Origin of the sequence: Vibrio sp. Y2-5 (assembly GCF_014596725.1) — a bacterium.
In the GTDB taxonomy this organism is placed as follows: Bacteria; Pseudomonadota; Gammaproteobacteria; order Enterobacterales; family Vibrionaceae; genus Vibrio.
The window spans coordinates 521,980-546,560 of sequence record NZ_JACVEG010000002.1 but is presented as its reverse complement, the minus strand read 5'-3'; the positions used below and the strand labels follow the sequence as shown (position 1 = coordinate 546,560).

22 protein-coding genes are annotated in these 24,581 nt (G+C 44.3%); 12 read left to right on the top strand and 10 right to left on the bottom strand.

Going from position 1 to position 24,581, the window contains the following annotated elements:
- Window positions 1–16 precede the first annotated feature (16 nt).
- Window positions 17–433, bottom strand: a complete 417-nt coding sequence (locus tag HUO09_RS07555; RefSeq protein ID WP_167410281.1) for a MarR family winged helix-turn-helix transcriptional regulator — start codon at window positions 431–433, stop codon at window positions 17–19.
- A 12-nt stretch (window positions 434–445) separates the two neighbouring features.
- Entirely contained in the window at window positions 446–1,342 is an 897-nt protein-coding gene (gene dmeF / locus HUO09_RS07550; protein ID WP_223159341.1) for a CDF family Co(II)/Ni(II) efflux transporter DmeF, read from the bottom strand.
- 126 nt (window positions 1,343–1,468) lie between these two features.
- On the opposite strand from dmeF, the gene HUO09_RS07545 reads away from it, so the two are divergent.
- From HUO09_RS07545 to HUO09_RS07530, 4 genes are all read left to right on the top strand, one after another.
- Complete coding sequence (locus tag HUO09_RS07545; RefSeq protein WP_188233535.1) at window positions 1,469–2,317, top strand: DMT family transporter; 849 nt, start codon at window positions 1,469–1,471, stop codon at window positions 2,315–2,317.
- A 79-nt stretch (window positions 2,318–2,396) separates the two neighbouring features.
- A complete protein-coding gene (locus HUO09_RS07540) occupies window positions 2,397–4,079 on the top strand; it encodes an RluA family pseudouridine synthase (protein WP_188233534.1) in 1,683 nt (560 codons plus the stop codon).
- Between the two features lie 97 nt (window positions 4,080–4,176).
- Window positions 4,177–4,773, top strand: coding sequence for a TetR/AcrR family transcriptional regulator (locus HUO09_RS07535; RefSeq protein ID WP_188233533.1), 597 nt, complete (start codon window positions 4,177–4,179; stop codon window positions 4,771–4,773).
- A 124-nt stretch (window positions 4,774–4,897) separates the two neighbouring features.
- Window positions 4,898–5,932, top strand: a complete 1,035-nt coding sequence (locus tag HUO09_RS07530; protein WP_167410276.1) for an NADP-dependent oxidoreductase — start codon at window positions 4,898–4,900, stop codon at window positions 5,930–5,932.
- 57 nt (window positions 5,933–5,989) lie between these two features.
- Here HUO09_RS07530 and HUO09_RS07525 read toward each other — a convergent pair whose 3' ends face one another.
- Window positions 5,990–7,732 carry a SulP family inorganic anion transporter gene (locus HUO09_RS07525; protein ID WP_188233785.1) on the bottom strand — a complete coding sequence of 581 codons (1,743 nt, stop codon included), beginning with the start codon at window positions 7,730–7,732 and terminating at the stop codon, window positions 5,990–5,992.
- A gap of 168 nt (window positions 7,733–7,900) precedes the next feature.
- Window positions 7,901–9,670, bottom strand: a complete 1,770-nt coding sequence (locus HUO09_RS07520) for a SulP family inorganic anion transporter (RefSeq protein WP_188233532.1) — start codon at window positions 9,668–9,670, stop codon at window positions 7,901–7,903.
- A gap of 218 nt (window positions 9,671–9,888) precedes the next feature.
- Here HUO09_RS07520 and HUO09_RS07515 point away from each other — a divergent pair, with 218 nt between their 5' ends.
- The 5 genes from HUO09_RS07515 (at window position 9,889) to HUO09_RS07495 (ending at window position 14,145) form a co-directional block, all read left to right on the top strand.
- On the top strand, window positions 9,889–10,545 hold the full coding sequence (locus HUO09_RS07515; protein WP_188233531.1) for an HAD family phosphatase: 657 nt from the start codon (window positions 9,889–9,891) through the stop codon (window positions 10,543–10,545).
- Between the two features lie 26 nt (window positions 10,546–10,571).
- The gene (locus HUO09_RS07510; protein ID WP_188233530.1) at window positions 10,572–11,150 is read left to right on the top strand and encodes a nucleotidyltransferase family protein; all 579 of its coding nucleotides are present in this window, start codon (window positions 10,572–10,574) and stop codon (window positions 11,148–11,150) included.
- Between the two features lie 93 nt (window positions 11,151–11,243).
- Complete coding sequence (locus HUO09_RS07505) at window positions 11,244–11,615, top strand: rhodanese-like domain-containing protein (protein WP_188233529.1); 372 nt, start codon at window positions 11,244–11,246, stop codon at window positions 11,613–11,615.
- 369 nt (window positions 11,616–11,984) lie between these two features.
- Window positions 11,985–12,806 (top strand): hypothetical protein, encoded by an 822-nt coding sequence (locus tag HUO09_RS07500; RefSeq protein WP_188233528.1) that lies wholly within the window; start codon window positions 11,985–11,987, stop codon window positions 12,804–12,806.
- Window positions 12,807–13,194: 388 nt separating this feature from the next.
- A complete protein-coding gene (locus HUO09_RS07495) occupies window positions 13,195–14,145 on the top strand; it encodes a hypothetical protein (RefSeq protein WP_188233527.1) in 951 nt (316 codons plus the stop codon).
- Window positions 14,146–14,298: 153 nt separating this feature from the next.
- Here HUO09_RS07495 and HUO09_RS07490 read toward each other — a convergent pair whose 3' ends face one another.
- The 4 genes from HUO09_RS07490 to pncB form a co-directional block, all read right to left on the bottom strand.
- Window positions 14,299–15,438 carry an amidohydrolase gene (locus tag HUO09_RS07490; RefSeq protein WP_188233526.1) on the bottom strand — a complete coding sequence of 380 codons (1,140 nt, stop codon included), beginning with the start codon at window positions 15,436–15,438 and terminating at the stop codon, window positions 14,299–14,301.
- A gap of 30 nt (window positions 15,439–15,468) precedes the next feature.
- The gene (locus tag HUO09_RS07485; protein ID WP_188233525.1) at window positions 15,469–15,942 is read right to left on the bottom strand and encodes a heme-degrading domain-containing protein; all 474 of its coding nucleotides are present in this window, start codon (window positions 15,940–15,942) and stop codon (window positions 15,469–15,471) included.
- Window positions 15,939–16,979, bottom strand: a complete 1,041-nt coding sequence (locus HUO09_RS07480) for an oxidoreductase (protein WP_188233524.1) — start codon at window positions 16,977–16,979, stop codon at window positions 15,939–15,941. The genes HUO09_RS07485 and HUO09_RS07480 overlap by 4 nt, the downstream gene beginning before the upstream one ends.
- A gap of 110 nt (window positions 16,980–17,089) precedes the next feature.
- On the bottom strand, window positions 17,090–18,397 hold the full coding sequence (gene pncB / locus HUO09_RS07475; RefSeq protein WP_188233523.1) for a nicotinate phosphoribosyltransferase: 1,308 nt from the start codon (window positions 18,395–18,397) through the stop codon (window positions 17,090–17,092).
- 301 nt (window positions 18,398–18,698) lie between these two features.
- On the opposite strand from pncB, the gene HUO09_RS07470 reads away from it, so the two are divergent.
- The 3 genes from HUO09_RS07470 (at window position 18,699) to HUO09_RS07460 (ending at window position 21,532) form a co-directional block, all read left to right on the top strand.
- Entirely contained in the window at window positions 18,699–19,415 is a 717-nt protein-coding gene (locus HUO09_RS07470) for an NUDIX hydrolase (protein ID WP_167410261.1), read from the top strand.
- 199 nt (window positions 19,416–19,614) lie between these two features.
- Window positions 19,615–20,907, top strand: a complete 1,293-nt coding sequence (locus HUO09_RS07465; protein WP_188233522.1) for a hypothetical protein — start codon at window positions 19,615–19,617, stop codon at window positions 20,905–20,907.
- 289 nt (window positions 20,908–21,196) lie between these two features.
- Entirely contained in the window at window positions 21,197–21,532 is a 336-nt protein-coding gene (locus HUO09_RS07460) for a DUF3316 domain-containing protein (RefSeq protein ID WP_167410259.1), read from the top strand.
- Window positions 21,533–21,649: 117 nt separating this feature from the next.
- Here HUO09_RS07460 and HUO09_RS07455 read toward each other — a convergent pair whose 3' ends face one another.
- Together HUO09_RS07455 and HUO09_RS07450 are read right to left on the bottom strand one after the other, a co-directional pair.
- A complete protein-coding gene (locus HUO09_RS07455; RefSeq protein WP_188233521.1) occupies window positions 21,650–23,197 on the bottom strand; it encodes a PAS domain-containing methyl-accepting chemotaxis protein in 1,548 nt (515 codons plus the stop codon).
- A gap of 185 nt (window positions 23,198–23,382) precedes the next feature.
- Complete coding sequence (locus HUO09_RS07450) at window positions 23,383–24,558, bottom strand: MFS transporter (protein WP_167410258.1); 1,176 nt, start codon at window positions 24,556–24,558, stop codon at window positions 23,383–23,385.
- Between the last annotated feature and the right edge of the window lie 23 nt (window positions 24,559–24,581).

The window sequence follows — 24,581 nt, the reverse complement described above, 5'->3', positions numbered from 1 at the left end:
AAAGCTATAGAATTAGCTAGAACTCTTGATTGATTAACGTCAGCATCTGAGCGAGATTCTTTTGTTGCTCAGCACTAAAACGACGAGTGAGTTCTTCTGTAAGTGACATATGCAAGGTATTGTGTTGTTGAAATACCTTTGTTCCTTCTTCGGTAAGAGCAACCTGAACAGAACGTCGATCACCTTCTATAGATTGACGTTCTATCAACCCTGCCTGAACTAACTTTTCCACCTGAACGGTTAAGGTTCCGGTTGTAATGCTGAGTCGATTAGCCAGCTCTTTCATTCGCATTGCACCATGAGAACCTAACACCTCGAGGGTGTGTATTTGAGCCAATGAATACCCTGTTTCTTTAACAACGGACATCTCCCAAGAAGACATCTTGTCGTAGAACTCAGTAATCAGATTGTTTAGCTCGGTTAACTGGTGCATATGTCATGGCCTTTAAAGCGGATTTACTTCTAGCGTAAGGTGGTGGAGTCTATCAAACTCTTTCAATACCTGTCTAAAATAGAGGGCATCTTTGTTCGAATCAGCCGACATTCTTATCACCGCAGAATAGTGATTCGCACTCACTTTCCAAACGTGAATATCATTCACTTTTGCGCCCGCTTCGGTAAGTTTGGTTAGCACTTTCTTTTCATAGTCATGGCTGATATTAGCATCAAGCAAAATAGGCGCGGTTTGCTTCATTAAACCTACCGCCCACTTAGTAATCACAAGTGCGCCGACAACACCCATAATTGGGTCTAACCACACCCACCCTAAGTATTTGCCAACAATCAAAGCCGCGATAGCCAATAACGATGTTAATGCATCGGCCAGCACATGCATGTAAGCCGCAGTAAGGTTGTGGTCATGGTTATGGGCATGGTCGTGATGGTCGTGATGGTCGTGATGGTCGTGCAATAAAAACATACTGGCAACGTTGACTACAAGGCCAATAACGGCAACCACAATCGCTTCATTAAATTGAATACTGAGCGGATTAAACAAGCGATGAATGGATTCGCCAGCCATTACCAACGCCACTAAGCCTAAGCCGATTGCACTTGTGTATCCGCCCAAAACGCCCACTTTACCGGTACCAAATGTATATGCTCGGGTTTTCTCATGCTTACGAGCATAACGATACGTGAATAGCGTTATACAAAATGCAGCGGCGTGTGTGCCCATATGCCAACCATCCGCGAGCAGCGCCATAGAACCGTAAAAACTACCTGCGGTAATCTCGACAGCCATGGTAACAACCGTCAGCAATAAAACATAAAGCGTACGCTTTTCGCCTTTCTTATTCGTGTAAGAAAACGTCTGCGTTTGGGGACAACTTGGAGTTTGCATAACAAATACTTTGATAATCAAATTTTCTAAAGTGTAGTTAGTTTGATCATCAAAGTAAATTAAAGATTGTTGTATACATGTATTTAACCTTAAATTATCCATAACATAACAATAAGGTTTTTCATCGTGTCACCTATCTTCTTAACTGTCATTACCATGTTGGCTTTTGCAGCGAACTCCATTTTGTGCCGTCTAGCATTGCAAGACCAAACCATTGACGCCACCACCTTTACTTACCTTCGGCTTGTTTCAGGCGCGGTCACCTTGATCGTGTTACACAGTATGATGGTGAAAAAAAACGAGAGAAGCTACCAGCCGATGTTTGCCCTTAAAGCGGGATTAGCTCTGTTTACTTATGCGTTATCTTTTTCTATTGCCTACTTAAAGCTCTCTACTGGAACAGGTGCACTGCTGCTTTTTGGTACAGTGCAACTTAGTTTACTTGCTGCACACTTCTTCCAAGGGAATAAAATCAACGCATTAGAACTTGTGGGTTTAGTTGTTTCTATATCCGGTTTTGTTTATCTAATGGCGCCCAGTGTCACCAGACCCGATATTCTCTCCGCTCTCTTGATGATTCTTTCGGGGTTAGCATGGGCTATCTTTACCCTAGTTGGTCGCAACAGTGGCAATCCTATTTCTGCCATCTCGCAAGGCTTTTGGGTTGCGGGGATACTTTGTCTGGTAGCCACTCCGTGGTTGGTTAACATTGAAACGAGTTCATCGAAAGGCATCATTCTCGCTTTAATTTCCGGCAGTATTGCCTCCGCTGCTGGCTACATTTTGTGGTATAGAGTCATTGCCCATTTGTCGATATTGCAGGCATCTGTCGCTCAGTTATCGGTGCCAGTGATTGCCATAGCGGGCGGAACTTTGCTGGTAGGTGAAGCATTTACGCTACATCTGATCTTTGTCAGTGCGCTTATTCTGGGTGGCATCGTTCTGGTGATTATGGGTAAACAAACAAATGGGTAAACAAAATGATGGCTTTTCCCTCTGCGCCCAGTAAAATTCCGCGCTGATATTTAGGGTTACCTACCGAGGTTCCAGCGTTATGAAGCACTCCGATCACTGTTTTACTCCATTTCAGACAGACATTTCTGGATACACACTACCGGAGCGTTTTACTTTCCCGTTTTGCTACGAGCCTCATCCACTGAGCGAAATCGCCGCCAAAGAACTACAACAACATATTGCAACTCAGACCGATTGGACACACCCTTTCGGACTCACTGAAAATGAAACCGACTCTCACGGCAAAATGTTTGGCGTGTTAGTGGTACAAACTCCAAAAGGCGAACTCGGCTACCTCTCCGCCTTTTCCGGTTTGTTGGCTGAAAAGCTACAGCAACCTCACTTCGTGCCGCCAGTATTTGATCGTTTTGAAGACGAAACCTTCTTCCGTTTGGAAGCCAATCAAATAGCAGAAATTAACCGCCAAGTTCGAGAATTGAATAACTCACCAATCTCTGCACAATTAACCGAGGCCATTCAAACTTGTTCAAAGCAAGCAGAACAAGAAATTGAATCCCATCGTCAAGTGATGATAGAGGGACGCAAGCAACGTAAATTGTTGCGTCAAATACCTCCTGAAAACATGTCTAGCGATGAGATAGATAAGCTTTTTGAACAACTTGCTCAGCAGAGTGTGACGGAAAAGAATCAGCTCAAGCATCTCAAGCAAAAATGGGATAACGAGCTAGCTCTGCTTCAATCGGAACTTGATCAGCACCAAAGTCAGCTTGATGAACTCAAAGAAAAACGTAAGCAACTTTCTGCTGCTTTGCAGAAAAAGCTGTTCTCGCAGTATCAGTTTTTAAATCAGCAGGGTGATGAAAAATCGCTGGTCGACATCTTTGAAGGCACAGCAAATCCTATTCCACCAGCCGGTTCCGGAGAATGTGCTGCCCCTAAATTGTTGCAATACGCTTTTGCGCACCAATTAAAACCGGTTGCATTGGCTGAATTCTGGTGGGGGCGTTCACCAAAATCTGAAATCCGCCAGCATAAGAAATACTATCCAGCATGTAATAACAAGTGCCATCCGATATTGGGTCACATGCTTGATGGTATTGCTCTGGATGACAATCCATTGCTTGAAAACCCCGCTGACGGCAAAGAGATAGAGATCCTCTATCAAGATGAAGCAATTGTCGTCGTCAACAAGCCCGCTGAGTTTTTGTCTGTACCCGGTGTAAATATCAAAGACTCAGTTCTCACACGCTTAGAGGCAATGTTTATCGATGTAGAAGGCCCTTTTGTTCTGCATCGATTAGATATGTCGACATCTGGAATATTAGTGTTTGCACTCACTCGCCGCGCGAACAAAAGTTTGCAAAAGCAGTTTATTACTCGCGGCGTTGAGAAACGCTACGTAGCGCTATTGAGCGGCGAGCTGACGGCTGACTCAGGTGAAATAACGCTTCCTCTACGTGGTGATTTAGATGACCGACCTCGCCAAATGGTTTGCTACGAACATGGCAAACCAGCCGAAACATTTTGGCAAAAAATCAGCAGCAATGAAGGCAAGAGCCGAGTTTATTTGTATCCGAAAACTGGGCGAACACACCAGCTTCGCGTGCATTGTGCCCACGCCGACGGCTTGAATATGGCGATTGTCGGTGATGACCTATACGGGCAAAAAGATAAGCGCCTTCATCTGCATGCAGAAAGTCTGAGCTTTGATCATCCTTACACAAAAGAGCGTATGCACTTCCAAGTCGAACCTGATTTTTGAGTTCAAATTTATTGAGCAAAGAAACGCAATTTGTACTTTGAGGTTCCTTTTAAAAAATTACTAGACGACCGGTCTAATTTAAATTATATTGACTCGCATGAACGAAAAATCAAACGACACAAAACAACATATTTTAGACATTGGCTATAAACTGGTTGCCAGTAAAGGCTTTACCGGTGTTGGCCTGTCTGAACTATTGAAAAATGCTGAAGTACCGAAAGGTTCTTTCTATCACTACTTCAAATCCAAAGAACAATTTGGAGAAGCGCTGCTGCAAGATTACTTCAATCACTACCAGCAGAAGCTTGAAAACCTGTTTGCTAAGAGTGATATGAGTGAATATGAAAAGCTCATGCAATATTGGCGTTACTGGATGGAACAAAACAGCAGTGCGTGCCAAACTGGTAAATGCTTAGTGGTGAAACTCGCAGGTGAAGTCTCTGATTTATCTGAGCCGATGCGCTTAGCGCTACACAAAGGCACAGACCGAGTAATCATTACCGTGGCTGAACACATTGAAAAAGGTATTCAGTCAGGCGAATTAAACGTCAAAGATAGCCGCCAAACATCAGAGTTGCTTTATAACCTTTGGATTGGTGCGAGCTTGATAAATAAAATTCGCCTCGATGACGCTAGCTTAGCTCAGGCGCTGAAAGTAACCGAACAAATTTTAAAAGGTGAACAGCTCAACTAAGCGATATCGACAAACGCAAACCTGTGCCGATTTAACAGATTCATCCGCTATTTCCGTAGCGGTTTTTTTGAAACGAACACTAGACGACTGGTCTAATTATTTAAAAATACAAAAGGAAAGTTCAATGACTGACTCAACAAACCAACGTATCGTGTTGGCGTCACGCCCTGTAGGCGCGCCAACAGCAGAAAACTTTCGCTTAGAAACCGTAGCTAAACCAGAACCAAAAGAAGGCGAAGTTTTACTGCGCACTATCTACTTATCACTCGACCCATACATGCGTGGCCGTATGAGTGATGCGGAATCTTATGCTGAACCTCTAGCCATCAATGACGTAATGATTGGTGGCACTGTGTGTCAAATTGAAGAATCAAACAACCCTGATTTCCAAGTTGGTGAATGGGTTCTTTCATACGCAACAGGTTGGCAGAAATACTCACTATCCGATGGTGCTGGCCTATTGAAACTAGGTGCGAACCCAACAAATCCTTCATGGGCATTAGGTGTTCTTGGTATGCCGGGCTTTACTGCGTACATGGGTCTTTTAGATATTGGCGCACCACAAGCTGGTGAAACAATTGTTGTCGCTTCTGCAACAGGTCCAGTAGGTTCAACGGTTGGTCAGATTGGTAAAATCAAAGGCTGCCGCGTTGTTGGTATCGCAGGTGGTGAAGAGAAATGTCGTTATGCAGTAGAAGTACTGGGTATGGACGCTTGTATCGACCATAAAGCAGAAGATTTTGCAGAGCAGCTTGCGGCCGCTTGTCCACAAGGTATTGACGTGTACTACGAAAACGTAGGCGGCAAAGTATTCGACGCTGTAATGCCACTGTTGAACAGCAAAGCACGTATTCCAGTATGTGGTTTGATTGCTCAATACAACTCAACTTCACTGCCTGAAGGCCCAGACCGTTTGTCTCAACTTACAGGTCTGATCCTGACTAAACGCATAAGAATTCAGGGCTTCATTATCTTTGACGACTACGGTCATCGTTACGGCGAATTTGCTAAAGACATGAACCAATGGGTAGCGGAAGGTAAGATCAAATACCGTGAACAAGTTGAAGTTGGTTTAGAAAACGCACCAGAACAACTGATTGGTCTGCTTGAAGGTAAGAACTTCGGCAAAGTAGTGATTGAAGTCGCTAAACCGCTTTAATCGCATTACACATACTGTAAGAGCCTGTATTAACAGGCTCTTTTTTTAATTTATGCGTTAAGCCACTTCGGGAGTTGCTTTCGTGGTGTTCTCGTTTGGATCGTTCTCTTTCTGCACTGGGGGCACTTGACCTCCCAGAAACGCTTCTTGATAACAACCGCTGAGTTTAATTGCTAAATAGAGATCGGCACGAAGCACTACCCCACCATCGCCGACAGGTACTCCAGTTAGGTCACACCATTTGCGTAAACTGCGTTTTCGTCCTGCAATCACTAAACGTATGCCTCGTTTCTTAAGAATCGACTGAACATCCCCAAGCATCGCCATCACACTCAGATCTAAATGGGTAAAACTGGATACAGCATCAACCACGATACACACAACATCACTACCACTCACTTCAGAAAGCTCCAATAGACGACGCTTAAAGTAAGGTGCGTTGAAGTAAGTTAGCGGAGAATTAAAACGATAAATGATTAAACCCGGAATCGCCGTCGCTTTGCCTGATGGATCAATCGAACGTACCGTACCTTTTTTATCCAAACCTAACACTTGGTCTCTTGGGCGCATGACCACGCGCAGGAACTGGAACAAACCCAACAATACCGCCAAAGTGATACCTGGAATAACACCAATAACCAGCACTGACACCAGCGTAATAGAAGCAAGAAAAAACGCATCTTTATTGCGTTTGCGAAGTTGCCAAACCCCTTTTAAATCCAGCAGAGACATCGACGCAATAATCAACACAACACCCAATGCCGCAATCGGAATGTATTGTAATGGCTGATAAGCAAATATCGCTATTGCGCCAATCACCGCAGCTGCAATCACGGAAACCAGTTGTGATTTCCCACCGTTCGCGTCATTCACCGCAGTACGAGAATCTGCGCCACTAATAGCAAAGCCTTGCGAAAATGCGGACGCCAGATTCGCAAGCCCCAAGGCTTGAAACTCTTTATCCGCGTCAATGTCATAACCGTTTTTCGCTGCGAAGCTACGCGCGGTCAACATCATACTCACAAAGCTCACTACCGCTAAGTTGAGCGCTGGCACGACAAGTTCACGGGAAACCCCAATATCAAATGTCGGAGCCTGAAATGCTGGTAATCCACCCTGAATCGCCCCCACCACTTGGACACCCACAGCGTCTAACTTCATTAGCCAAACCATTACACCGGTAATGAATATGGCAAACATCGCTGCTGGCCACTGGGGTCTGAAACGTTTTGACGCCAGATAAACAACCACCGTAGTGGCACTGATCATCATGGTTTGCCAATGAACACTCAGCAATAAAGAAGGGGCTTCATACAATCGTTCCAAAAGGTAACTCTGTTCGAACTTAAAACCGAATATTTTCGCAAATTGACCGACGATAATAGTTAGCGCCACACCGTTTAACAGCCCAAGTAAAATTGGTCGTGATAAGAAATCAGCCAAAACACCAAGCTTGAAACGGCTCGCCAAAATACACCAAATACCCGTCATCGCAGTCATGGTCATAACTAACTGCCAATGTTTGGTGGGGTCACCAGCAGCCAATGGAGTGACCACGGCAGCAATAACCGCACAAGTTGCAGCATCAGGGCCAATGATTAACTGACGAGAAGTACCGAACAAGGCATACACCAGCATGGGAAGCACACACGAATAAAGACCAACGATCGCAGACACTCCGGTTAACTGCGCATAAGCAATAGCAACTGGCAAAGCGACAGCCACCACAGATAACGCGGCTCGAAGGTCATCTTTAAACCATGAGCGGTCATACTGTTTCAGTTGATTAAAACCGGGCATCCATTGTTCGATCGAAACGTGTTTCAATTGCTGTGTTCCTTACTTCACATACAAAAATATCTCCATTAAGCATAACCTAAGTTGTTCAAACCATTCACATAAACATTGAAATAAAAATGCAATAAAAAAGCCTGCATTTAAGCAGGCTTGAATAACTCAACACAAATATTAAGCAACACTCGGAGCGAAACGAATATCTTCGACTGAGCTTTCAGATTCTTTCTGGATTTCAGGGATATGCCCTTCTCCAACTGCATTGAAATAGCAGCCGCTCAATTTGATCGCTACGAACATATCTGCCCGCAATACTAAGCCACCATCGCCAACTGGAATACCGCTTAACTCACACCACTTACGCATGCTTGGTTTACGCCCAGCAACCACCAGTCGAATACCTCGACTTTTCAGAATTTTGTGCACATCAGCAAGTGTTGCCATTACGCTCAAATCAAAGTGGGTAAAACAAGAGACCGCATCGATAATGAAGCACTTCTCGTCAGGGGCAGCGGCTTCTGAATGGTCCAGAACTCGACGCTTAAAGTAAGGTGAGTTGAAATAAGTAAGTGGAGAGTTAAAACGATAGATGGTTAAACCCGGAATCGGAGAGGCTTTGTCCGAGATATCCAGCGCACGAACGGTACCTTCTTTATCCAAACCTAAAAGCTCGTCGGTTGGACGCATAATCACGCGAAGAAACTGCACTAATCCTAACAATACAGCCATAGTAATGCCCGGAATCACGCCTATCATCAATACGCCAACAAAGGTAATCATCGCTAAATAAAAGGCATCTTTATTGCGGATTCTAAGCTGCCAGATCCCCGATAGATCCACCAATGATGTGGCAGCAATGATCAACACCACACCCAACGCAGCAATTGGAATATAACGCAAAGGCTCGTAAACGAAGATAGCGATGATCGCCACTAACAGCGCAGCAATAATAGAAACCATTTGGCTTTTACCGCCGTTGGCGTCATTCACAGCAGTACGAGAATCTGCGCCGCTAATAGCGAAGCCTTGCGAGAACGCGGAAGCCAAGTTCGCCAAACCTAATGCTTGGAACTCCTTATCTGCATCAATTTCGTAACCATTCTTGGCCGCAAAGCTACGGGCGGTAAGCATCATACTTACAAAGCTCACCATCGCTAAGTTAAGCGCAGGCATCACCAGTTCACGTAACGTTGTCACTTCAATGTGCGGAACGTGGAACACTGGCAAGCCACCTTGAATAGAACCAATGACCTTTACACCCTGTTCATCAAGTTGAAAGAACCACACCATTAAGCTCGCAACAAAAATAGAGATCATTGCAGCAGGAGAGCTAGGTTGATACTTCTTAAAACCAAAATAAATCACCGCAGTTACAACACTTATTGCAACAGTCTGCCAATGTACATCGAAGATAATCCAAGGCGTATCAATCACATTTTGTAATAAGAATTCCTCAGAATTTTTCATGCCGATAAACTTAACCAACTGACCAAAGATAATGGTCAGCGCCACACCGTTTAATAAGCCAATCAAAATGGGACGAGATAGGAAATCCGCCAAAATACCTAACTTGAATCGGCTGGCTAAAATACACCATCCTCCTGTCATCAACGTCATGGCTGTCACCAGTTCCATATGACGAATAGGATCGCCACCAGCTAATGGAGTCACTACCGCCGCAACAACCGCACAAGTAGCGGCATCAGGCCCCACAATCAGTTGGCGAGACGTACCGAACAGAGCGTAAACAATCATTGGAAGAATACAGGAATACAAACCCACTATCGCTGACACACCCGTTAACTGGGCATAGGCAATCGCCACCGGTAACGCAACAGCAACAACAGAGACCGCGGCGCGAATATCATCCTTTAGCCACGAGCGGTCATAATTTTTGAGCTGGTGCAACCCTGGCACCCATTGCTGAATTGATGAAGATTTCAACGATTTTACCTTCCAAGACGGCGTAAGCCGGTATGTTGTTTGAAGCAGATCCCAAAAACGGGGCGTAAGAATACCCCAAGGCCAAGAATCTCTCTCTGCCAAATGCGTTTCGTAACAAAAGATAAGCAGACACTTTCAAGGCGATAAAAAAAATCTCACTTCAAAGTCAGAATATGGGAGAATAACGAGCTTCCGCACACCAGCTCAAAGTTGTAATAATGAAATTCAAAGCTGCTATTTTTGATATGGACGGACTATTGCTGAATACCGAGCAAGTCTGTTTAGAAATCTTCGAACAAGCCTGCTACGCAGTAGGCGTACCTTTCCACCGAGAGATTTACCTGTCTGTAATTGGCAAAAACGCGGCGGGAATAGAACAGACCTTACGTGAAGGTTACGGCCCTGATTTAGATTACCCAGTACTGCATCAAGAATGGCGTAAGCGTTACGACGCAGTTGTGAAGCACCAAGCGATTCCTGTTAAAGAAGGCGTTGTTGAACTTCTGCAATGGCTGAGAAAGAACAATATCCCTACTGCGGTTGCCACTTCCACTCAACGTGACGTTGCCACCGTAAAACTGCGTTTGGCTGAGCTTGACCAGTACTTCGATACCTATGCAACAGGCTGTGAAGTGAAAAATGGCAAACCAGACCCTGAGATTTATCTTCTAGCGGCTGAGCGCTTAAATATCGCCCCTGAGCATTGCCTTGCCTTTGAAGATTCGAACAACGGTGTGAAATCTGCGATGGCTGCAAATATGATCACTTATCAAATCCCCGATTTAGTCAAACCTTGTAACGATGTGCTGGCGCTCGGTCCATACATTCGCAACTCAATGCACGATGTATTAAGCGAATTAAAAGCGGCAAGCTAAGCAATAGACATTTAGGAAGCCCAAAGATGAGCGTTATCGAGCAAACAAACCTATTGATAAAAGGTGATGAGTTCAGAATGGAATGTCTCACAGTGGCACGAACGCTAGCTTTACCTAATTGGTATCTTGCTGCGGGCTTTCTAAGAAATGCTATTTGGGATCATCTGCATTCCAAACCAGAAATCACACCATTAAACGACATTGATTTGGTCTATTTCGATACTGAAGATCTCAGCCACGATACTGAACTTCTCTATCAGGAACAGTTGAAGAATGCGCTTCCGCACATCAATTGGGAAGTCCGAAATCAGGCTAGAATGCACTTGAATCATGGTCATTCCCCGTATCTAAGTACCGAACATGCCATTGCCCATTGGGTAGAAGTGCCAACCTGTGTTGGTGTTCATTTAGACGCAGATGACCAACTCACCTTTTGTGCCCCTTTTGGCCTAGAGGAGAACTGGTCACTCAACGTCGCTCTCAATCCACACTTCCCTCAGCCCGATGTTTTTACTCAGAGAGTCAACAAGAAAAACTGGCTTAATATTTGGCCTAAACTCGTCTTAGAAGATGTGCACCCTGCCTCTAATCGAATGTTGAAATGAACGCCCAAAAGCGCTTGACGTTTTTATTGTCGAACTTGGAAAATTGCGTTCATAATGAGTTCAGTAGGATATCCACCAAGGAGATATAAGGTTATGTGGAAAAAGCTATTAAGTTTATTTTTAGGCGGCGTAATGGCGTTGCCAGCCGGTTCAGCTTTAGCATCACAGCGAGCCGATGCTGCATGGGAACTGATTGAAAGCGGCGCACTGGTTGTAGATGTTAGAACCCCTGAAGAATTCGCTCAAGGTCACCTAGATAACGCGATTAATATTCCACTCTACACCGTTGAAACTGGTTTTGCAGATATCGCCAAAGATCGTTCTATTGTCGTTTACTGCCGCAGTGGAAACCGATCGGGTATGGCGATGCAATCTCTTGTCAAACAAGGCTTCATCAATGTTCACAACGGTGGTGGTTTATCAGAAATGCAGAATGCACAACTGAACCAAGCACCATTGAACTGATTATCTCTCTAGCAAACTGAATCACTGCACCGTCAAAGAAGGCATAATACCTATTGGTAATTTGTAAGTGCAGTGAAAACAGCGACAAACTGAATATACCAGCGGCTAAGAATTCATTTTGTGGAGCACGTTTGCTGTGCATGCTTTGGTGAGAAATTTAAACCTAATAGATATTTTTACTACCACTCAGCATCTTCAGTTTCCCGTACTGTTCTAACTAAACATTGCCCCATTGTTTGCCAGCCTAAGATTCAGAACTCATTTCTCTTGTCATGATTTGACCTATTTTGTCTAGTAACTAAATATGTATTTAGTTTTATATGGAATGTGTCTAGTTAAAAGATACTGTTAGGCTTACAGGAGGGAACCGTGACCAGTACTAACGTTGAAAGATCGGAAGAATTTATTATTCATGATTTGGTTGTGTTGAGTGGAAGTGACAAATGGAAAAAATACTGTCGCGTCACCGCTAATGCAATGAGTGTTATACCTTGGGTAGGCAGTATTTTAGCATCTGGTGCGGCTGCTCACGGAGAGAAAAGCCAAGGGCAAGTAAATTCACTCTATGAAGAGTGGCTGAAAGTCCACAAAGTAAAAATCGAACAGTTAGCACAATCCCTCGATGAGGTTACTGAACGGTTAGAATCGATTCCTGAAGAATTAGAAGAACGAATTCAAAGTGAAGAATATTTAGGACTAGTGCGACGTGCGTTTAGGTCTTGGGATAGTTCTGATACAGCAGAAAAAAGGCAGTATGTCGTAAATTTAATTTCCAACGCAGCAGCCTCAAATCTATGTCCTGACGATCAAATTAGGTTGTTTAATGATTGGCTTGATACTTATCATGAAATTCACTTTAAGGTTATTCGATCTATTTATCAGCAACCTGGCGTGACGCGGTTAGGTATTTGGCAGTCAGTAAGCGATATTATGCCTCGAGAAGATAGTGCAGAAGCTGACCTATTTAAGTTACTGATCAGGGATTTAAGCACTGGTGGTGTTATTCGCCAGTTTAGACCTACAAACATGCAAGGGCAGTTTGTAAAGCAAACTAGAGCTACAAAGCATTCAGGATCTGGCAGCAACACAATGGAATCGGCGTTTGAAAATACAAAACAATATCAGCTTACTGAACTCGGTTCGCAGTTCGTTCACTATACAATGAACCAAGTTGTAAAAAGGCTGGAATAACAAGGCGCTCAAGACGGACTATTAACGCTTGGCGGTTTTGGGTTGAAATCGACTAGTGTGTTTACGGTTATTATATTAGGTTCAGTGGATTTGCGTTATCAGCCACTTAGCTTAACGTTATATTTTTTATGCAACAACGAGGATAAAGCGATCACATGGACGCATTGTTTAAAAAACTAGATAGGTTAGATTTACCGTATCATAACGTCAGTAGTCGATAAGAGTAGGGCTGTGATTAATTAACCAGCCCCCATCAATCTCATTCCGCCCTCTTAAGCTTAACCTTAACAAAAGACACGTTAATAGTAAGGTTATCTCCTCAAGTGCAACTAGTATTGTATGTGATATCTATTCATTCGACTGCAACTGATTATGGAGGTCATTTAGAATGAAACATACAGATGGAATTGAATTCTTTGACTCAGATGACATTGAAGAACTCAATACAAAACAAATTGACGCGTTGTCACCTGACGAAAGAGCAGCTTTGATCAGTGCCGAAGCAAGGCTAAAAAGTAGCCATACCGAAAAGCAACGTCTCATGGATATGTACACCGATGAGATTAAGCTATCTGGAAAAACACTGGGTATTAAACATCAAAAAGCCTCAACGTCGAAAAAAGAGTTCATAGAAAAATCTCAAGATCCTAACTACTTCATTCACTTAGCAGGGATTAAAGAATATTTCGAGTCTAACGAGAACCTGATCGCTTTCAAAAACGCTGGCGGACTTTTTAACGCAGGTGTGTGTTGGTGGCATTCGCGCTTGCAGCGAGCTGCATTGTACCTTACCACATACAGGCCAAATGAACCTAAGTGCTCCAAGAAAGAGGCAAAAAAGATCATCCGCAACTTAATTAAAGGCAAACAGGTGTCAGAGATTAGCGGGTTCAATAATTTTTCTGAGTTCTCAATGGAATTCAAAGAGGAAATACAAAAGTACCTAAATCTATGGCAGCTTTATGATGGTCTCCTACTTTGGCAGTGGATCAATGGACTTTCTGGTAGCTATGAGACAACACCTGAAAAGCTAAAAAAGTACATGGATGAGATCTATGAAGAAGTAGCGGTTAGAAAAAGAATCGCTTACGTAAAATTGCAAATAAAAGGGATCGATTCTCATGCATTATTAATAACTGAAATTGAACAAACTTCCGATGGTCAGGGGTACACCTTTAATTTCATTGATAGCAACAGTCCCGATTCAGCTTTTACTGCTTGCTACATGTACGGACAAACTCACCTAGACCTATACAATAAATCCGTACCGTACCTGCAAAGAGAGGATGATATCGATAAGTTTTTAAGTGCAATCGATAAGTACCGCACTGGCCTATGAACTTTATTATGATTCCTAATACTTCGATTTCTGAACAGAGTTGCTTCACTGTACATGTTGCTGCTCTGTTAGTGGGCATCAATTAACAAACACCCCTAATTTGCAGAAGTTTAATTCAATAACGGCATCTTAAGATGCCGTTATTGTTTAGGTTTAAGCTCTGTTAAAACCATTAATCTGCTCGATAAGATCTGCGAATACCGCTTTGCCAACTGGTATTAACTCATCTGGGAAATCGTAATCGGGGTTATGCAGTTGTGGGCTTTTGCTACCTGAGCCGAGCACAAACATCGCGCCCTCTTTTGCAACCGCTGTAAACTGTCCGAAATCTTCCGACCAGCGCATTGGTTCCTTAAGAATGTGGCAAGGTGTCTGAGTGCTTTGACACGCTTTCACCACCAGCTCAGCACCCAGTTGCGAGTTCACACTGGCCTGAAAAACATCTTGCCATTCCAGGGACCACGTTAGCCCATGTTGCTGTGCCAGTTCCCGCGCAATTTCTGTTGCGGCATGAACCAAACTCTCCATTGCTTCGTTCGTTTCACTGCGCAGCGTCGCCATAACAACGGCATCACCCGGTGAAGTACCAAAAGCAATTTCACCAAGAGAGGCATGAATAACGGTCACCCAACTTCTTTGAGTAAGGGTTTCAGGTAAGGCAGCCAAGGATTCAATAATACTGCACATCGCCAAAGCAGGGCTGACTCCATTCTCAGGATGAGCTGCGTGAGAGGTTTTCCCTTTGAGGCGAACAATCATGCCGCGAGATGCGCAGTTAAATGAACCGGATTTTACCGCTACATGCCCTAGCTCCAGCCCCGGATAATTATGCAGAGCAAAAGCGAAGTCCGGCAGATAACTGGAAAATGAAGGGTCATTCACCATATTAATGGCACCTTCTCCCGTCTCTTCTGCTGGTTGAAAAGCAAGAATGACGCGACCAGATTTCGGTTTGTTTTCGGAGAGCATTTCACCCAGTGCAGTCACAATTGCCATATGACCATCATGACCACACTTGTGCGACACGCCCTGATGAACCGAGCGATGAGCGAAGTCATTACACTCCTCGATGGGTAGCGCATCCAACTCACAACGAATTAAGGTTGTGGGCCCTTTTTTGAAACCGTTAAAAACGAAAGCGACGCCCTGCCCGCCAAGAGAAGAAACCGTTTCATCCGGCTGGAAACGCTTAAACACATCTTTGACACGATGAGCGGTTTGATGCTCATGGTTTGAGAGTTCAGGATACTGGTGCAGCGTGCGTCTAAAATCACTCCACGTTGTTTGAGACATAATTCACGACCTCCTTGTCGTTCTCAGTATTTATTGTGCTTTTTGAGATTCCAGCGCTTGCTTCATTGCCTCGGTTACCAACTCGTGATCTTCCAGCGAGGCCAACCCAGATGCCGTTACCGCCCCCACTAAACCAGAACCTTTGATTCGGATTGGGAATGAGCCGCCGTGAGCACAGTATTCATTCGGGTCAACGTGTGGCTGAGTTTCAAATACCCGCTTCTTACCCTCATTGTAGAGTGACAAGTAGTAAGTACTTTTGCCATAACACAGTACTGAATTACGCTTGCGGCGAATCCAATCTAACTGATCCGCACTCGAACCCATCATGCAATATTGAAATAAGGTTTGGCCGAAGCCAAACACTTCTATCGATATCGATGCGCCTTTTTTCTCGGCAAGCGTTTTAATGCAGGAGCCCAACTGCCAAGCAACATCTTGGTTGAAATATTCCAACTCAAGCTGCTGTTCCTGTTCAATCAAGCTGTCTAGGGTGTAACTCATAGGTTCACCGTTAGCGTTTGACCCGTTTCGCTGCTTTCCATCGCCATCTGAATTAGGGTGATATTTTTCAGTGCTTCCGTCGGTGGTACAGGGTTTTCTGTTCCGAGACGAATAGCCGATGCAACAGCCTTAAAGTACAGTTCGTAGCAGCCGTGTTCGGTAGTAATCGTGTGAGATTCATTTTCCAGATACAGTTTGCCGTACGAAGATTCCTCTTCTTTCGCCCAGCCCGATGCGTTTGGCTCCACGCCATCTTTTAGACACTGTTCTTGCGGATCCAATCCGTATTTTTCATATTTACCCAAGGTACCTAATACCTTGTATCGCAAGTTCGGCTCTGGGCTATACATGTTGCCGTGCAGGTGAACCAGATGTTCTGGGTAATGCAAAATGAGATTGAAGTAGTCGTTGGTGGTCGAACCCAGACGCATATTTCTGCATTGTGCATTGATGGCTTGTGGCATCCCGAATAGCATAAGCGCCTGATCCAGCAAATGAGGCGCTAAATCAAACAGAATACCGCCGCCGTCAGCGGACATTTCTCTCCAGCGTTGACGAACTTCCGGACGGTAGCGATCGAAGTGAGATTCAAACAATTTCACTTCGCCAAGGCGGCCCTCATCAATGAGTTTTTTCACTGTGAGAAGATCACCATCCCAACGACGGTTGTGGAACACGCTCAGCACAAGTCCTTTCTCTTCAGCCAGAGCGATCAGCTCTTTACCCTCTTCCACTCGAGTAACAAACGGCTTTTCAACGATAACGTGCTTGCCATTTTCCAGAGCGCGTTTTGTCAGTGAATAATGCACATCGTTTGGCGCGGTGATGATCACCAGCTCAGCATCACTGTTATCTAATAATTCATTTGCATCAGCAAACCACTTCGCTTGCGGCCAATCAGCTTCAACACTCGCTTGTTGACTGGAGCTGATTGCGGATAACTCTAACTCAGGTAACGCTTTGATAAATGGAAGGTGGAAGGTTTTTGCTGAAAAGCCGTAACCAATAACAGCTGTTTTTACAGGAGTGAAACTCATATCAAAGCAATCCTTTTAGAGGCGAAATGAAACCGGTATCGTGACATAAAAATAAAGCCCTCTCTAGTGAAAAAACCAGAGAAGGCTTATTTAATGGTATGACTGACGGATTAAGCAGCGACGATGTATTTACGCGTGATCTGCTTTTGTTTCTTGAGAGATTTAATCAAGGCATCGATATCAACTTCAATATCGAATCGGCGCTTTAAGTTGGCAAGAAACAGTGGATCTTCACACATGGCTTTTTCCGGCTCATCACTGATCTTCGCCACAGGTCTGCCATTACATTCGGTCAACTTAATCACGATAGAAAGCGGCTTATAGGTTTTGCCCTGAGCATTTTTCCAATTCCCGAGATCGTTGGTCAAAAACGTACCAATACCAAAGGAGATCTGAACTCGACCTGCAAAGTATTCGCATAGATCCAGCGCTTCATTGAAGTTCAATCCGTCCGAGAAAATGAAGATTTTCGTTTTCGGATCAATACCAAGACTTTCATAGTGAGCAATCATTCGATCACCCCACTTAAACGGGCAACCGGAATCGTGTCTAACGCCACTGTAGGCTTTAGCCAAATGCATATTGAAGTCATTGATGAAAGCATCAATCGTAAGCGTATCGGTTGGCGCAATAGCGATCTGGCCTTCAAATGCGTTTAGCCATTGCTCAAGTGCCACACGCTGAGAATCACGCACATTCACTAATGCTTGATGCCCCATAAACCACTCGTGGGCGATGGTACCAATCGATTTTAAATCAAACTCACGGGCAAAGTGGCAGTTACTGGTACCCAACAAAAACTCGGGAATTTCTTGTTTCAGATGCGCCATCACATCTCTTTGCACCTGACCGGAAAAACGGCGACGTGTCCCCATTTCTGTCAATGAGAAATTGGTGATACCTCGTTTTGCGATTTCAGCTTTCAATAACGCTACTTTTTCTGCAAACACTTGCATCGGTAGCTCATTAGGCACATCCGCCCAATGGCGACGGTTGCGGACTTCAGACACAATCGCCATCACAATGGTTTCGTACAAAATGGTGTCACGCCAAGAACCTTGGATACTAATGCGAAGTTGCTTCTTTCCGTCCTGTTTAACCACACCTAACTCAACCTGACGTTCAGGCTGAAAGTGGAAATAGCGTAAGGATTGAATGAAAGACTGCTTCAAATGCGGAAAATGGTCACCTAAATAGGCGATATCGGCATCTGAGAATCTTAAAGAAGACAAATGCGCAATTTCTTCACCAACTTCTTCCAGTAAATCACTGACATCTTCATCGCTACGAACAATCAGTTCATAACGCACTTGTGCATCAGGATAGTTGGAATGAATCGCCTGCATCATATTGATTTTATAGGCATCTAAATCCAATAAACTGCGGATGATTTGAGGGGAGAATAGGCGATTACTCATGATGCCTTCCTTCTTTTTACTGCAAGGAGTGGTTCGTGTTAGTAACATTTTGTTCCTAACTTTGCCATGAACAATAATTCAACCCTTTTAGTTTGTCAAACCTTGTTACAAACCGTAAAGAAAGTGGCATTTTGTCGTCATTTAACGCATTTTTATTGATTCAATTTAATTACAAGCACTTATTGCTACTGCTTCTGCTCGATTCCCTAATTTTCAGCTAGTTTGTCACTAACTGTTATTTACATTGACCCTCAATTTTCACTTGCCTAGAATGGTTCCACTACATGTCAGGATTCTTATTATGATTGTTACCATTGATATGGTTTGCCTTCGTCTCGCACCATCGGGGATTCAGACCCTACTCGTAAAACGCTGTAACCCAAACCGCCCAGATTGCGGGAAATGGGCATTGCCGGGCGGGTTTGTTTACGACGAGGATATGACCAGTCAAGGTGGTGAACCCGCAGATGAAGATTTCAATTCTGCACACCGAAGAATCTGTCGACAAAAAATCCATACCTATCCCAATTACATCAGTGATCCTCTGGTGGATGGCAACCCTAAACGAGACCCTGAAGGCTGGAGTATCAGCATTTCTCACTATGCGCTTCTCAATCCATCCAATGTTCAGCAAATCGAAAATGCAGGAACAGATAAAAGTCGCGCGGATTGGTTTGACTTGCCACCTTTGCTTGATGAAAAAATGGAACTGGCTTTTGACCACGTTGCTCAAATTCAGCACGCATGGAAAAAGCTCAGAGCGGCAGTGGAATATACCTCTGTGGTTCTATTCCTATTGGAAAAAGAGTTCCTCGTGGCAGATATTATTGATGCCTACAGTAAGTTTGGCGTTGAAGTAAACCGCATGACCATCAAGCGACGCCTGATTGATACTGGCATCATTGTCAGTGCCAACAAAATTGCAGCGTCGAGCAAAGGCAAAGGCGGCAAACCTGCCAACGTCTACAAATTAGCGACCAACGATGTGAGCTATTTCCAAACTTGCTTGCGTGGTTAAACCGCCAATATCTAGTGCGCCTAAATTTTATTCACAATCTCTATTGCGCCCGCAACATTGATGAGTAATATGTAAACAATCATACCGTTACGGCTTGAAGCTTTTTATTCAAACGTTTTGTGTATAAACAAAAATAATTCCAACAAATATCGCCACTTCCCTACATTTCATTCACTTTTTGTTTGGCGTACTTAAAACTATGAAACCCTCTGTTGCTGCTACTGGCGGCTGGTTGTTAATGCTTAGCGTACTGCTTTCGCTCATCGCTCAGATCACAGGTCTATTCAGCGGCTACTGGGCGGGAATTCCTATCTGGCTAGTCGTCATGCTTTTCGTGCCCTATGTCAAACCAACACAAAGAAAACAAATTATCCTGCTGATGCTAATAGGCGCAATTGGCTTGTTTTACGGAGTGTTCAAGGGGCTTGATGGACGTTATCTATTAAAAGCTTTAGATGCCAACCAAAATGTGGTGGCAATGGTGGTCGGTGTTGGGTTTCTTCGTATTTTCGCGACCAACAGCGTCAAAACAGGAGAAACGCTCCCTCAAGGCAAAAGCGCGTTGATTCGGACTCTGTTCGGCACTCATCTATTTGGCACTGTGCTCAACATCTCGTCCATTATGATTGTCGGCGACAAGCTGGCAACACAAAGTAAACTCAGCACCACTCAAGGTTTAGTGTTATTGCGAGGCTTCGCTGCCTGTGCGTTCTGGTCACCGTTTTTCGCTTCTATGGGTTTAGCGTTAACCAGTTCTCCCGGCTCTGAACTTGGCACCTTGGTGAGCTATGGTATTCCTATATGCGCAGTGGCATTAGCCATAAGCGGTTGGCAAATCGTTCACCGCGCAGATGCCGACTCTACCGCAGGCTACCCAATTTCTATTTACTCTTTGTGGATGCCGGCTTTACTTGCCTCCGTTGTAATCACCGCACATAAGTTCTATCCCCACATTAGCGTGCTCTCTCTGGTGACCTTAACATCTTTGTGCTTTATCGCATTGTGGCTTCTGATTAATAAGGGCTATCACACCATTGTCGCGGCACGTAACCATATTGAGTCTGGGATTGCGAATTCCAGCGGCGAAGTGGTTCTGTTTGCTGCCGCTGCAATGCTCGCCTCCGGTGTGGCAGCCTCTTTAGATGCGATGAATATTCAATTGGCACCGCAACATTTTGGGCCAATTGAAGCCAGTGTGACTGTCGCTGTGCTGATTGCTTTGGCGATGACAGGAATGCACCCAGTGACAAGTGTCGTACTGGCAGGAAGTGTGCTTGCTCCTTCAATGGCGGATCCCAATATGCTTGGTTTGACTCTGCTGATGGGCTGGTCATTAGGCATTACAGCCTCGCCTTTCTCTGGTGTCCAGCTCAGTATTCAGTCTCGCTACGATATCAGTGCAAAAGCGTTGCTTAAGGCCAACTGGCGCTACATCGCCATTATGTATCTGGTTTGCTGCTCTGTGCTCTGGTGGTATTCGATTCAGAGATAACTGGCGTTAAACCTTACTGTATACGTAATAATGCGAACAAAATTTGGTCAATAGTTTTACAGTGTTAGAAAAAGCCGTAACTAAATCAGGATTGTCAGAAAGTTGAAGATAAGATTTCTATCGTTTTACATTGGTTGACGGACTCCTTACATGTCTGTTGTTAGGATAATTTCGTGCTCAACGTGCACAGGATACCCAAACAACAAGTTGTCACGGGCAGCTCAATAGCATCAACACCGTGTCGCTTTTGTTGCAAGGGCATAACAACGACAGTTAAAGGAGTATTCACATGAAAAAAGCGCTCGCAATAATCACTATGATGGTCGTAAGCGGTAGTGTAATGGCTGCTACCCAAACCAAACAATCAGAGAGAACGCTACAAACAGAAGTGTTCAACTCTGAACAAAAAGCGCAGCAAGCTGGATTCAAAATTATTCATGATTTGAGAGAGTTATCTCCAGAAGAGCTCAGCTTCAAGTTGGGTGTTGTTGAACCTCTGGTTGTTCCAGACAGTGTTAAAATCAACAACAGCGAGCTGAAAGTTGAATCTATCATGGTTGAACCGGACAAAACGTCTTATCGCGGTTTAGTCAATGTTGATTACCAATACGACACTAAAGAGTAAAACAACGAGCCTCGACCTCTACCCCTATATGAGTTAGTCACGGCAAATTGATGACAACGGAGTGTCATCAATTTACATCAAGCCCGTTTGCTGCTTGTCGAACGAACAGGCTTAATATCAGTTACGTTCAAACTGGCTGATGAGTCTCTGCAACTCTTTAAGATTTGATACCAGAACTCTGGTACGGTTCACTGAGTCAGCCGAAGAGTGAGCAGTTTTTTCCGTCAACATCTTAATATTCACCGCATTCGCGGTAATTTCTTTGGTCGCAATCGCTTGTTGTTCTACGGCAACCGCTATCTGCTGGCTTCTGTCAGAGACCTGCTCCAGTTTTGAGGCGATATCGTTGATCATTCCACCAGTTTGATCTGCGCTCACGATGCACTGTTGAGACAAATCTGAACCACGCTGAATCGCGTTAACACCTTGAGCCGCAAGATCTTGTAGTTCCGCAATCATGCTATGAATTTCAGTTGTCGAGTCATTGGTTTTAATCGCTAAATGACGAACTTCGTCAGCAACTACGGCAAAGCCTCTGCCAGATTCTCCTGCACGCGCAGCTTCAATCGCCGCATTTAAAGCAAGTAAATTGGTTTGCTCTGAAATGGCGCTGATCACATCAAGGATCGACTCAACCTGCTTGGTATGGGCAGACAATGTTTGCAAAATAGTCTGGCTGTTAAGCAGCTCTTTATCCAACTCGTTTACTTTGCTCACGGTTGCTTTAATGCTTTCTAGGCCTGTAATCGATTCTGAACGAGCTTCTTGGGTAAGCTGAGAAGTCAACGAGGCTGCGCTGGCAATATCGTTGATGGAGTATGTGAGTTCCTCTACTGCTGAGGCCACTTGCTCTGTTTCTGCGTGTTGCGCGGTTAAGCTTTGCTCTATCGATTTCGCTGTTTCAAATTCGTGTTGAGCATCTTTCAAAATACGACCCGAAGTATCACCGCTTCGCGCTGTGACAGCTCTCAACTCAGCCTTGCGCATCATAAGAGCCAGCTCCACTTGGGAAAACTCGTCTCGACGGCCGGTATATACTTTTTCTAGCAGAGGATTGGAATAAGCTTCACTAGCCAATGCCTGCATATGGCTTAAACGGCGCTGAACATGGGCGATTCCGACCATCACTGCTAGCAGAAATGCACTGGAAAGAGCGCCTAATAGCCAAGTCTGCTGCTGCAACATCCAATATAGATTGGTTGCCAACCCAAGAACACTTATCAGCATCAGGCTCTTGGTTAAAGGAGAACGTGTGAGGGAGATTTTTTTACCCGCGTTAATTGCTTCGTAAAGCGCATCAGCGCGCTTCACCTGTTCTGCCGTGGGTTTAGAGCGAACCGATTGATACTCAATGATCTCGCCCTTTTCGTTTTTTATCGGTGTGACGAACGCAGAAACCCAATAATGCTTAGAGCTTTTGCATTTGTTTTTCACTATACCCATCCAGCTTTTGCCTTCCTGGATGTAGCTCCACAATTGTCCGAACGCTGCTTTGGGCATATCAGCGTGACGAACTAGGTTATGAGGATTACCCAGTAACTCTTCAGGCGTATACTCAGCAATGTCACAGAACACTTGGTTCGCATAAGTGATGTGACTAGAACGATCCGTTGTAGAAATAAAACTTACGTGCTCTGGGTAATCTTTATTTTCAGTAACTTCCATGCAAATAGCGCTCACTAACGTTCATGTTGAAATGTAATTTCAAAAATTACGATATATTTTGCAGCTTTTTTAGCATGGGACATCTGTCGCGACTTTGACCCTAATCAATTCAGAAACTTATCAATAATATACTTATCATAACTGAGACAAATGAACAGTTTTTGCATCACATTGCTTTGTGGTCATCAAGCCCACCGGAATAAACGCACTTCATTCCCTTCTTCCGGTTGTTTAGGAATATTCAGAGAAAGTAACAATGATACGCACGCCATACCTGCGCCAATATAAAAAACTGCCGCTGGCGATATCAGCCATAACAACCCAAAACTGACAGGGATAATGACTGCTGCGATATGGTTGATAGTAAATGCCACACCGGCTGTCGATGCCATATCTGCTGGATCGGCGATTTTTTGAAAGTAGGTTTTCACAGCCAGAGCCAAGGCAAAGAAAAGATGGTCTATTACATAGAGTCCCGCAGCCCAATGGGCATCTGTCACCACTGCATAGCCAACAAAGACAAAAATTAAACCTACATATTCCACGATGAGAGCTTTCCGTTCGCCAACCACACCAATAAAACGACCAATTCGTTTAGCAAACAGGAAGTTAAAACCGTAGTTAATTAGGAACAGGAGGGTAATATCTGCGGCAGTATAACCAAATTTTTCGACCATCAAGAAACCAGCAAACACAGTGAAGATCTGACGGCGAGCACCGCTCATAAACGTGAGCGCATAGTAAAGCCAGTAACGCTTACGTAAAACCAACTTCTTGTTTTGCGGTGTAGCCGATTTGAACTCTGGAAATGCAACGGCAGCGACAATCACTAAAGCCAAAGCAAACCCACCGGTAATGCCATAGACCCATTCATAGCTAAGATGCAGTTGTTCTAGCATTAGCCACAGTGCGCTATAAGTCACAAGGGATGCCAGCGCACCAACCGATATCATCTTTCCTAGCATTTCCGGTGCTTCATCTTTGCTGAGCCACTGTAGTGACAGTGACTGCTTCAATGTTTCGAAATAATGAAAACCCGTAGACATCAACAGAGTGGTTAGCAACAAGCCTGTCAGAGAAGGAAACAAACCCGTGATCGCTGTACCCAACGTCAGCATCATAAGGGAGATCAACAAAAAGCGTTGCTCTCGGATAAAAAGCAAAACAAAAACAGCAGTGAAAGCAAGAAATCCCGGCACTTCACGTACACTTTGCAGCAAGCCAATATCGGCTCCATCAAAGTTCGCTTTTTCAATCACAAAGTTATTGAGCAGCGCCATCCAGCTAGCAAACGCAATCGGAACAATTGCTGAAATAACCATTAAGAAGTTTTGTGGGGTACGCCAAGTTTTAGTGTTCATTAAAAGTATTATCATCCTTGTTA

Coding starts and splice junctions, on each gene's coding strand:
- HUO09_RS07525 (WP_188233785.1), bottom strand. CDS start 7,732: ATGCCCGGTTTTAATCAACTGAAACAGTATGACCGCTCATGGTTTAAA.
- HUO09_RS07470 (WP_167410261.1), top strand. CDS start 18,699: ATGATTGTTACCATTGATATGGTTTGCCTTCGTCTCGCACCATCGGGG.
- HUO09_RS07465 (WP_188233522.1), top strand. CDS start 19,615: ATGAAACCCTCTGTTGCTGCTACTGGCGGCTGGTTGTTAATGCTTAGC.
- HUO09_RS07555 (WP_167410281.1), bottom strand. CDS start 433: ATGCACCAGTTAACCGAGCTAAACAATCTGATTACTGAGTTCTACGAC.
- HUO09_RS07535 (WP_188233533.1), top strand. CDS start 4,177: ATGAACGAAAAATCAAACGACACAAAACAACATATTTTAGACATTGGC.
- pncB (WP_188233523.1), bottom strand. CDS start 18,397: ATGAGTAATCGCCTATTCTCCCCTCAAATCATCCGCAGTTTATTGGAT.
- HUO09_RS07515 (WP_188233531.1), top strand. CDS start 9,889: ATGAAATTCAAAGCTGCTATTTTTGATATGGACGGACTATTGCTGAAT.
- HUO09_RS07510 (WP_188233530.1), top strand. CDS start 10,572: ATGAGCGTTATCGAGCAAACAAACCTATTGATAAAAGGTGATGAGTTC.
- HUO09_RS07540 (WP_188233534.1), top strand. CDS start 2,397: ATGAAGCACTCCGATCACTGTTTTACTCCATTTCAGACAGACATTTCT.
- HUO09_RS07450 (WP_167410258.1), bottom strand. CDS start 24,558: ATGAACACTAAAACTTGGCGTACCCCACAAAACTTCTTAATGGTTATT.
- HUO09_RS07495 (WP_188233527.1), top strand. CDS start 13,195: ATGAAACATACAGATGGAATTGAATTCTTTGACTCAGATGACATTGAA.
- HUO09_RS07485 (WP_188233525.1), bottom strand. CDS start 15,942: ATGAGTTACACCCTAGACAGCTTGATTGAACAGGAACAGCAGCTTGAG.
- HUO09_RS07480 (WP_188233524.1), bottom strand. CDS start 16,979: ATGAGTTTCACTCCTGTAAAAACAGCTGTTATTGGTTACGGCTTTTCA.
- HUO09_RS07505 (WP_188233529.1), top strand. CDS start 11,244: ATGTGGAAAAAGCTATTAAGTTTATTTTTAGGCGGCGTAATGGCGTTG.
- HUO09_RS07490 (WP_188233526.1), bottom strand. CDS start 15,438: ATGTCTCAAACAACGTGGAGTGATTTTAGACGCACGCTGCACCAGTAT.
- HUO09_RS07460 (WP_167410259.1), top strand. CDS start 21,197: ATGAAAAAAGCGCTCGCAATAATCACTATGATGGTCGTAAGCGGTAGT.
- HUO09_RS07530 (WP_167410276.1), top strand. CDS start 4,898: ATGACTGACTCAACAAACCAACGTATCGTGTTGGCGTCACGCCCTGTA.
- dmeF (WP_223159341.1), bottom strand. CDS start 1,342: ATGCAAACTCCAAGTTGTCCCCAAACGCAGACGTTTTCTTACACGAAT.
- HUO09_RS07455 (WP_188233521.1), bottom strand. CDS start 23,197: ATGGAAGTTACTGAAAATAAAGATTACCCAGAGCACGTAAGTTTTATT.